General features: G+C 40.8%; 6 protein-coding genes. All 6 read right to left on the bottom strand.

Translation table 11 applies throughout. The annotated features are described in order from the left end of the window. Positions 1-141 precede the first annotated feature (141 nt). Genes CYO90_RS10055 through purD form a run of 6 tightly spaced genes read right to left on the bottom strand, consistent with a single transcriptional unit; the run spans position 142 to position 7,756 of the window. Entirely contained in the window at positions 142-993 is an 852-nt protein-coding gene (locus CYO90_RS10055; RefSeq protein ID WP_103579393.1) for a universal stress protein, read from the bottom strand. A gap of 18 nt (positions 994-1,011) precedes the next feature. Beyond that, the gene (locus tag CYO90_RS10050; protein WP_103579392.1) at positions 1,012-3,210 is read right to left on the bottom strand and encodes a polyribonucleotide nucleotidyltransferase; all 2,199 of its coding nucleotides are present in this window, start codon (positions 3,208-3,210) and stop codon (positions 1,012-1,014) included. Further along, on the bottom strand, positions 3,200-3,898 hold the full coding sequence (locus tag CYO90_RS10045) for a sodium:proton antiporter (protein WP_002941705.1): 699 nt from the start codon (positions 3,896-3,898) through the stop codon (positions 3,200-3,202). The genes CYO90_RS10050 and CYO90_RS10045 overlap by 11 nt, the downstream gene beginning before the upstream one ends. A gap of 12 nt (positions 3,899-3,910) precedes the next feature. Then, complete coding sequence (locus CYO90_RS10040) at positions 3,911-6,073, bottom strand: LPS-assembly protein LptD (protein ID WP_103579391.1); 2,163 nt, start codon at positions 6,071-6,073, stop codon at positions 3,911-3,913. Further along, positions 6,066-6,515, bottom strand: a complete 450-nt coding sequence (locus CYO90_RS10035) for an RDD family protein (protein ID WP_002941696.1) — start codon at positions 6,513-6,515, stop codon at positions 6,066-6,068. The genes CYO90_RS10040 and CYO90_RS10035 overlap by 8 nt, the downstream gene beginning before the upstream one ends. Continuing rightward, positions 6,512-7,756, bottom strand: a complete 1,245-nt coding sequence (purD, locus tag CYO90_RS10030) for a phosphoribosylamine--glycine ligase (protein ID WP_103579390.1) — start codon at positions 7,754-7,756, stop codon at positions 6,512-6,514. The genes CYO90_RS10035 and purD overlap by 4 nt, the downstream gene beginning before the upstream one ends. Positions 7,757-7,843: the final 87 nt, after the last annotated feature.

Here is a 7,843-nt window from a genome sequence, read left to right as displayed (position 1 = left end):
TTTCATGAGCGAGTAATTTTGGCTCTAAAATTTAAGCTAAGCTGTAAGCGAAGCCAAATTTTAGTAGTCGATTCTTAGGGGTGAATGGAATTTAAAAATTTGTAAAATAATAAATTAGATCGCGGACCAAGCCGCAATCCATTATAGATAAACTGGGATATTTGTATGTTCTAAGAAAAATCTTGATGTTCCGCCAAGGACCATCTCCATTAGTCCGTTTTCGCCGTATCTGCTAGCTACGATGAGGTCTGCATTTCTATCATTTGCAGCTTTTAAAAGTGCCTCGCCAGGTATCATTGTAGTTGCTATAATCTCAAAAGACGCGCTAATGCCGTGGATTTTAAAATACTCTTCAAGCTTTTTAAGATTTAGCTCAGCGTTATCGCCAAGGCTTGCTTTTGAAGTGATGCACTGAACCTTTTTGGCGCTCTTTAAAAGATCGATCGCGCCAGTTAGGGCTCTTGAGCTTTGAGTAGTTCCTGTCCAGCTCACAAGGATATTATCAGCCTTAAATTCACGCATCTTTCTAGGTATAACGATCGCATTTTTGCCGCTTTTTAAAACAGCTGACTCAAATGTGCCAGTGATCTTGCCATCAAGTGGCACTGCAGCTACGACTAGATCGCAAAATTTACTCTCTTGCTCGACTATGGCGCTTCTTTTTCCATTATGGATCGTGAAATTTGCAGTGCAGACATCTTCAATGATCTCATCACTCACCTTTATGCCAAGATCTGCACAAATTTTATTAAAAAGCTTTTCATTCTCTTCGTGCTCAACTGCAAGCTCAGACTTGGCTGATTTTAAAAATTCCTCAAAAAGCACTCCACCACGAAGCGTCATTTTCATATTATAAACCACGCTTGGATCTAGTTGGCAAGTGAGGATCTCCATGTGAGCTTTAAACCATTGTGCAACCTTTAAAGCACCGTAAATTCTTGGCTCGATATCGTCCCCTGCTCCTATTGGAAAAAGCAACTTTTTGTATTTCATCATCTATCCTTTAAAAATTTATTCAACCAAAGAGAGCGAAATTTTGTTTCCTTTTTGCTCGCTCACACACACTTTTACCTGATCGCCTACGTTTAATGGGCTTTTTATCTTTGAGATATGAAGCAGACCATCAACACCGTCTTTTAGCTCTATAAATACTCCAAAATCAACCACGCTTTTTACACTTCCAACAAACTCATCTCCGATATTAAATGTCGGTTTTACACGGTCTTTGTCGTGTTTAAACGGCTTTTTGCCAAATGAGCGAGAGTTCTCTTTTGAAGTGATGGAGATGATGTAGTCTTTTGCTGCATCGACGTTTTTCTTAGCGCCGCCTGCGATTTTAACCTCGCCTTTTTCTCTATCCAGGTCGATCGAAACCTCAAATTTCTCGATGATCTCTTTTATAGTCTTGCCAGCTTGACCGATGATATCTACGATCTTGCTTGGATCGACGTTAAATAGCTCAAGTTTTGGCAATACATCCTCGTTTATCTCTATATTTTTATCAGCCTGTGTCATTAGAGTAAGGATGTGCTCTCTGCCGCGTTTTGCTTGATAAAGCGCCTCTTTTAGCACTTCTAGGCTGATGCCTCCAAGCTTGATGTCCATCTGAAGCGCTGTGATGCCATCACTTGTGCCAGCAACTTTGAAGTCCATATCTCCGTCGTGATCCTCAAGACCCATGATGTCGGTTAAAACAGCGTGCTTATCGCCTTCAAATATAAGACCCATCGCAACACCAGCGACTAGTTTTTGAGTATTGACCCCAGCTGCTCTAAGTGCGAGCGAACCACCGCAAACGCTAGCCATTGAGCTTGAGCCGTTGCTCTCTAAAATTTCTGAAACGACTCTTATCGTATACGGAGAAGCTAGATCGATGCTTGGTGCAAGGGCACGTTTGGCTAAATTTCCATGTCCAAGCTCACGTCTGCCTGGAGCTTTAAGTGGGCTTGCTTCGCCGACGCTAAAGCCTGGGAAGTTGTAGTTAAACATAAATTTCTCAACCAAAGGAGCTTTTTCAGTTAGGATGTCATACATCTGAGCATCGCTATCTGTGCCAAGAGTAGCGACAACTAGAGCTTGGGTTTGACCTCTTGTAAAGAGGCATGAGCCGTGAGCGTTTGGAAGGACATTTGTCTCAATGCTAATAGGCCTAACCTCTTCAAGTCCGCGTCCGTCGGCTCTAACGCCCTCGTTTATGATCTGCTCTCTTACTATTTTCTTTTTATATTTACCAAGGACATTTGAGATGACAGCCTCGTCCCAGCCCTCTTTTTGAGCTACCTCATCGCTTGAAATTTGTTTAGCGATCTTGCCAAGCTCGCTTGCACGCTCGCTCTTTGCCATTTGATTGATCGCGTTTTTAACCTCTGCTTTATAAAATTTATCGATGTAAATAGCGATATTTTCGTTTTCTATCTCTGGTTTTAGCTCAAGTGCAGCGTCCTCTTTTTTATGCTCTTTAAACGCCTCTTCATAAGCGCTGCTAGCTCTTAGTATAGCCTTGCCAGCAAAGTCGATCGCCTCAACCATCTTATCTTCGCTAAATTCATTCATCACTTGCTTTTGCGCCATGCTATCGCTTAGGCTAGGATCTATCATCGGCTCTATCGCTACCATCGGTATGAGCTGCGTAGTTTGCTGAGGCAAGCTTCTCATCTCGATCATCAAAAGCTCATCTTTTGTGCCAGCAACATAAAGATCGATCGCGCTTTGTTTTAGCTCAGAGTTGCTTGGATTTATAACAAATTTATCATCTATGTAGCCAACTCTTACACCACAAACTGGGCGATTTACAGGGATGTCACTAAGATACAGTGCAACTGAAGCCGCATTTAGGCTCACAACTTGTAAATCAACCTCAGGATCAGCTGAAAGTACCATGACAACGATCTGCGTTGGATATGCGTAGCCTTTTGGAAAAAGTGGGCGAAGCGATCTATCTATGATGCGAGCCGTTAGCGTCTCAAAGTCGCCTGGCTTGGTCTCGCGCTTGACGTAACCGCCTGGGATTTTACCAGCAGCGTAAGCCTTTTCGATGTATTGCACGGTTAGAGGCAAAAAGTCCTCTTCAACTTGCACATCTTCTCTTGCCACAGTTGCTAAAACTACGGTGTTTTTCACCCTTAAAAGCACTGCCCCACTAGCTTGTTTAGCTACTTTATTAAGGTCAAAAATTTCGACCTGATTATTGACTTCTATACTATATTGCATTATTTTTATCTCCTTGTTGTTTTTGTAACGGTAAATAGTGAGGGCTCTCTTCTAATATCGACATGATGCGCTCGCTCGTAGCCTCGATCTTTTTCTCGTAATACGAATCCACATCGATAAAATCAACGATCTTGTTTATCGTGTAAATTTCATCAACCATATCATTTAAATTTGCAAAGACATCAGTGGCTATCATCGGCGTTGCATATGAGATAGATTTTACCTTCACATCAAGCAGCGTCTTTATGCAGATGAGTGCCGTCATGCCAGTCTCACACCCCTCATCGATCAGTAAAATATTCTTGCCCTTTAGCTCTCCTATCAAATTTCCTTTTCTGTATTTATAGACATTTTTTAAAATTTTCTCTTCATATTTTCTATGCGCCTCGCCGTAGATGTAGTCATAGCTTATGTTAAAAGCTTTTATGAGAGGATCATTTAGCACGATATCCTCAGTTTCGCTAACTATCGCTACGTCGCATTCGCTGTTGTTTGGCGCAGGGATTGGCTCGCTAAAGAGCATCTCATAGCTTAAATTTAGCCCCCTGCAAACCACATCAGTCAGGATAACTGACTCAAGCGACATGCAAAGAACTATCGTCTTAGCGTCATTTAGCTCCTTTTTTGGCAAGATCTCGATGAGCTTGTTAGCTGCATCTAGTTGATCTTTAAATTTAACGCTTGCCATTATTTAGCCATCTTATTTGCTACTTGATGAAGTGGTGCTGCTTTGTGAAAAGTCATAGTGCAAGCCGCCCATCGGATAGAAATTTATAGTAAAGTAGATGCCGCTTTTCTTAGTTGAGGCTGAGCCATTTGTCGTTGTTGTTGGCTCGACATCGTGTTGGTAAATCAGGCCATAGTTCCAGCACTTCCTTTGATGAAGCACGCCAACTCTCCAGCTCTTTGTGTAGCTCCTTTCAAGGTCGTATTGCCAGCCGCCAATTAAGCTATATTGATGAGGGAGCTTCACACCAGCACTGCTGGTAAAGTAGCTATCTTTTGTTGCACTATTTTTAGCCTTGCTATCGCTCTTTTTCATCGTATGGAGCATATTTATCCAAAATAGATCGTGCGTATAGTAAAGTCCGTTTTGCACCTTTTTAAGCTCTCTATCTTTGTGTGAGTACTCAAGCTTGTTATAAACGCTAAAATTCTCAAACGGATATAGGTAGATGGCATTTTTTAAATTTGAATACTCATCATCTTTTGTGTAGTAGCCTTGTGAGATGCTGTGTTTTACGACTTTTCTGCCACTGCCGTTAAAGAAATACTGCGTCAAATAGCCAGAAACCTCTTCTTTGCTCTGATCTTGAGCTAAGAAATTTTCATACTCATTTAGATCTTTGTCATAGATAAACTCGTCGTCTAAATTTCCTTTTCTGTAGCCTGGTAGCAAATACTCAGCACCAAAATTTAAAGTGTGATAAAAGCTCTCATACGCCTTTGCAAGGTCTGTGTGAAAGGCAAATTTGTGGTAGTTATTTACAAAATTTGCGTGCTTATCTTCTCTTTTGTCATCAAATGAATTTATCTTGTTTTCGTAGTTTATCCTTGAAGCGTAAAGGTACTCGTAAAATGAAAACGTTAGGCTATCATCAAATAGTGGCACATGCACTGAAGCTGGTAGAGTAAATTCATACTGAGTTGCTCTAACGCCTATCTTTCTATCATATCTATGTGATTGAAGATCGATTGAATATAAGATATTTGGCAAGACTATATCGTCTGTAAATTTATGATACTGAAGCGATGGAAGCTCTTGAAGCGTATCTTTGTTTTCATTCTTTGAGCCGATCTTTTCGGTATCTATGTAGTATTTTGCATAGGCGCCAAAGTAGTGATCGTCATTTGCTATGAAGTAGTTAAATTTAGAGGTCACAAGCGAGTCGTAGTCATCATCTCTGCCCTTTAAATTTAGATAGTCTATGTCATTTAGCTTGGTTGCATCTATCCACATGCCCTCTTGCAGATCGGCCTCGCTAAGGTATTTTATGAGTTTATCTCTTTCATATTTTAGCCCGACACCTTTATGGGTTTTGTTTTTTAGCTCAGCTCTGTTTGAAGTCTCGCTTTTTTGCTTGGCTCGGTAGCTGTTTTTATCAGTAAATGAACCAAAGCTGATCTCACCTCTTGAATCAGGTGAATCAGTAAATCTAAAAGCACCGTAAATTCCAGCGCCCCTGTTTGTTCTTATCTGCGGATCAAACTCCAGATCCCACTCATTATAGGGTGCAAAATAGACTGGCTGCTTATAGTAAAAGCCCTCTGACTTACCATATCCAAGCTCTGGTGGCAAAAGGCCTGTCCTTCTTGTAGTATCAGTTGAGAAACCAAAGTATGGCAGGTAAAAGACTGGCACATTTGCTATGCGAAAGACTGGGTTAAAAAGGTGCAAAAATTTGCTCTGTTTGTTTAGCATGGCTGAGCTTGAGGTGATGCTCCAGTCAGGATCTTGGACGTTGCAGCTTGAAACCATCGCCTTTCTTACTCTGTAGTACTCACTATCAGAGCTGCTCTCATCGCTTCTCATCCACACTTCCATGTCTTTGTTCATCATAAAGAGCGACTCAAAAGCAGCGTTGTTGTTTTTTAAATTTAGCTTAGCGTAGTTTGAGCGAGAGACCTCATCTTTGCCCTTCATCATATTGACATTACCAAAGAGCTCAATGACTGAGTTGTTTTGATCATAAACAGCACAATCAGCCGTCACAAGATACTCTTGCGAATATACAACGACGTTTTTGTTTGCCGTTACGATGCCCTTATCTTGCTTCACATCATCAGCCAATAGCTGCACATCTTGCACTGCTGCACTTAAACTAAAAACACAAATTGGAATCAAAAATAAAATTTTACGCATTTATCACCACTGTTTTTGCTATTTTGTCTTGCCACGTCTGCCTTGCAGGGTTTGAAAGTGCCCAAGCAAAGCCAAGATAAAAACAAGCTTCACTAACTATCCTAAATATCGCCCTAACAAGACTTTGAGTTAAATTTGGCTTATCTAAAATTTCTACATTTATACACATCGTCTTTGTTATCATCTGCCCTAAACTAGCGCCATAATACCAAACAAAAAATGTGTGATAGATGACTTTTAAAGCGACCACTTGCCAAAATAAATTTAATACTAAATTTCTAGCATCATCATAGTTAGTGCTAGTAGAAAGAGGTTCCCAATAGATGATCATAAAAAGAAACGAAACTATGATCTCGTCGATAGAAAACGCCATGATCCTTTTAGCAAAAGGAGCAAGTGAAATTTCTTCGTTTTGAAGCTTCTCTTCTATCTGCATACTCATTTTAGAGCCTGCCACGCGATATCTTTTCTAAAGTGTGCTCCGTCAAATTTGACATTTTCGCAAAGCTCATAGGCCTTATCACGTGCCTCTTTTATGCTCTTTGCAGTCGCTACGCAGACTAGCACTCTGCCCCCATCTGCATAAATTTCATCGCCCTCTTTGCTCACGCCTGCGTAAGCTATATGGGCATCTTTTACATCATTTAAAACAGAAATTTTAGCCTTTGGGCTACTTTTATAAGGATAATTTTTGCTAGACATCACGACGCCAACAGCAAATTCATCTTTTAAACTAATAGGCTTTAACTCACCCCTTGCAGCGTTTAGTAAAATTTCACTCAAATTTCCGTCGATTAATGGCATCAAGACCTCGCACTCAGGATCGCCAAATCTCACGTTAAACTCAAGCACATAAGGCTCATTTTTCACGATCATCAGCCCCACAAAAAGCACTCCACAAAACGGACTGCCCTCTTTTTTCATCCCTTTTAACGTAGGTTTTACAACCTCTTCTTCGACTCTTTTTATAAGCTCTTTTGAAGCAAGCGGACTTGGAGCATAAGCGCCCATGCCGCCAGTATTTGGACCCTCGTCGTTATCAAGTAGGCGTTTGTGGTCTTGTGCCACTGGCAAGCTTACAAAATTTTCGCCGTCACAAATGGCAAAAAAGCTTAACTCAAAGCCGTCTAAAAACTCTTCAACCACAACAAATTTACCAGCATCACCAAAGCTAGCCCCACTTAGCATGTCGCTAACTGCCTCTTTGGCTTCTTCTTTGGAATTTGCGATGATCACGCCTTTTCCAGCGCAAAGTCCGTCAGCCTTTACAACCATCGGAGCACTTAGGGTATCAATAAATTTAAATGCTTTTTCTTTATCGTCTGTGTTTAAATATTTTGCAGTTTTTATATTATTTCTAGCTAAAAAGTCCTTCATATAGGCCTTGCTAGCCTCAAGTCTAGCAGCTGCTTTGCTTGGTCCAAAGATGAGTAAACCCTCTTTTTTAAAGATATCCACTACGCCTTCGCTAAGAGGCGCTTCAGGTCCCACGATAGTTAGCTCGATACTATTTTTTTTAGCAAATTCAGCTAGCTCATGAAAGTCTTTTATGTTTAAATTCTCACCAAGGCGTGAGGTCGCACCATTTCCAGGAGCAAAGTATAAATTTATATTTTTTTCGCTTTTTAGTTTTAGAGCAATGGCGTATTCGCGGCCGCCACTTCCTATTATGAGAATGTTCATATTATCTCCGTAAATTTAAAAACCCAAGTGGGCGTCGCATAGAAGAGTGGCCCATAAACAAAGCCAATCTTGCAAATAGATGGATAC

Origin of the sequence: Campylobacter concisus, from assembly GCF_002913745.1 — a bacterium.
Lineage (GTDB): Bacteria > Campylobacterota > Campylobacteria > Campylobacterales > Campylobacteraceae > Campylobacter_A > Campylobacter_A concisus_R.
Note: the sequence above shows the minus strand (reverse complement) of the source record. Positions and strands in the feature narration are given on the sequence as shown.

What these genes read in the sequence shown, in the direction of transcription:
- purD (WP_103579390.1), bottom strand. Translation starts at nt 7,756, where the DNA reads ATGAACATTCTCATAATAGGAAGTGGCGGCCGCGAATACGCCATTGCT.
- CYO90_RS10055 (WP_103579393.1), bottom strand. Translation starts at nt 993, where the DNA reads ATGAAATACAAAAAGTTGCTTTTTCCAATAGGAGCAGGGGACGATATC.
- CYO90_RS10035 (WP_002941696.1), bottom strand. Translation starts at nt 6,515, where the DNA reads ATGAGTATGCAGATAGAAGAGAAGCTTCAAAACGAAGAAATTTCACTT.
- CYO90_RS10040 (WP_103579391.1), bottom strand. Translation starts at nt 6,073, where the DNA reads ATGCGTAAAATTTTATTTTTGATTCCAATTTGTGTTTTTAGTTTAAGT.
- CYO90_RS10050 (WP_103579392.1), bottom strand. Translation starts at nt 3,210, where the DNA reads ATGCAATATAGTATAGAAGTCAATAATCAGGTCGAAATTTTTGACCTT.
- CYO90_RS10045 (WP_002941705.1), bottom strand. Translation starts at nt 3,898, where the DNA reads ATGGCAAGCGTTAAATTTAAAGATCAACTAGATGCAGCTAACAAGCTC.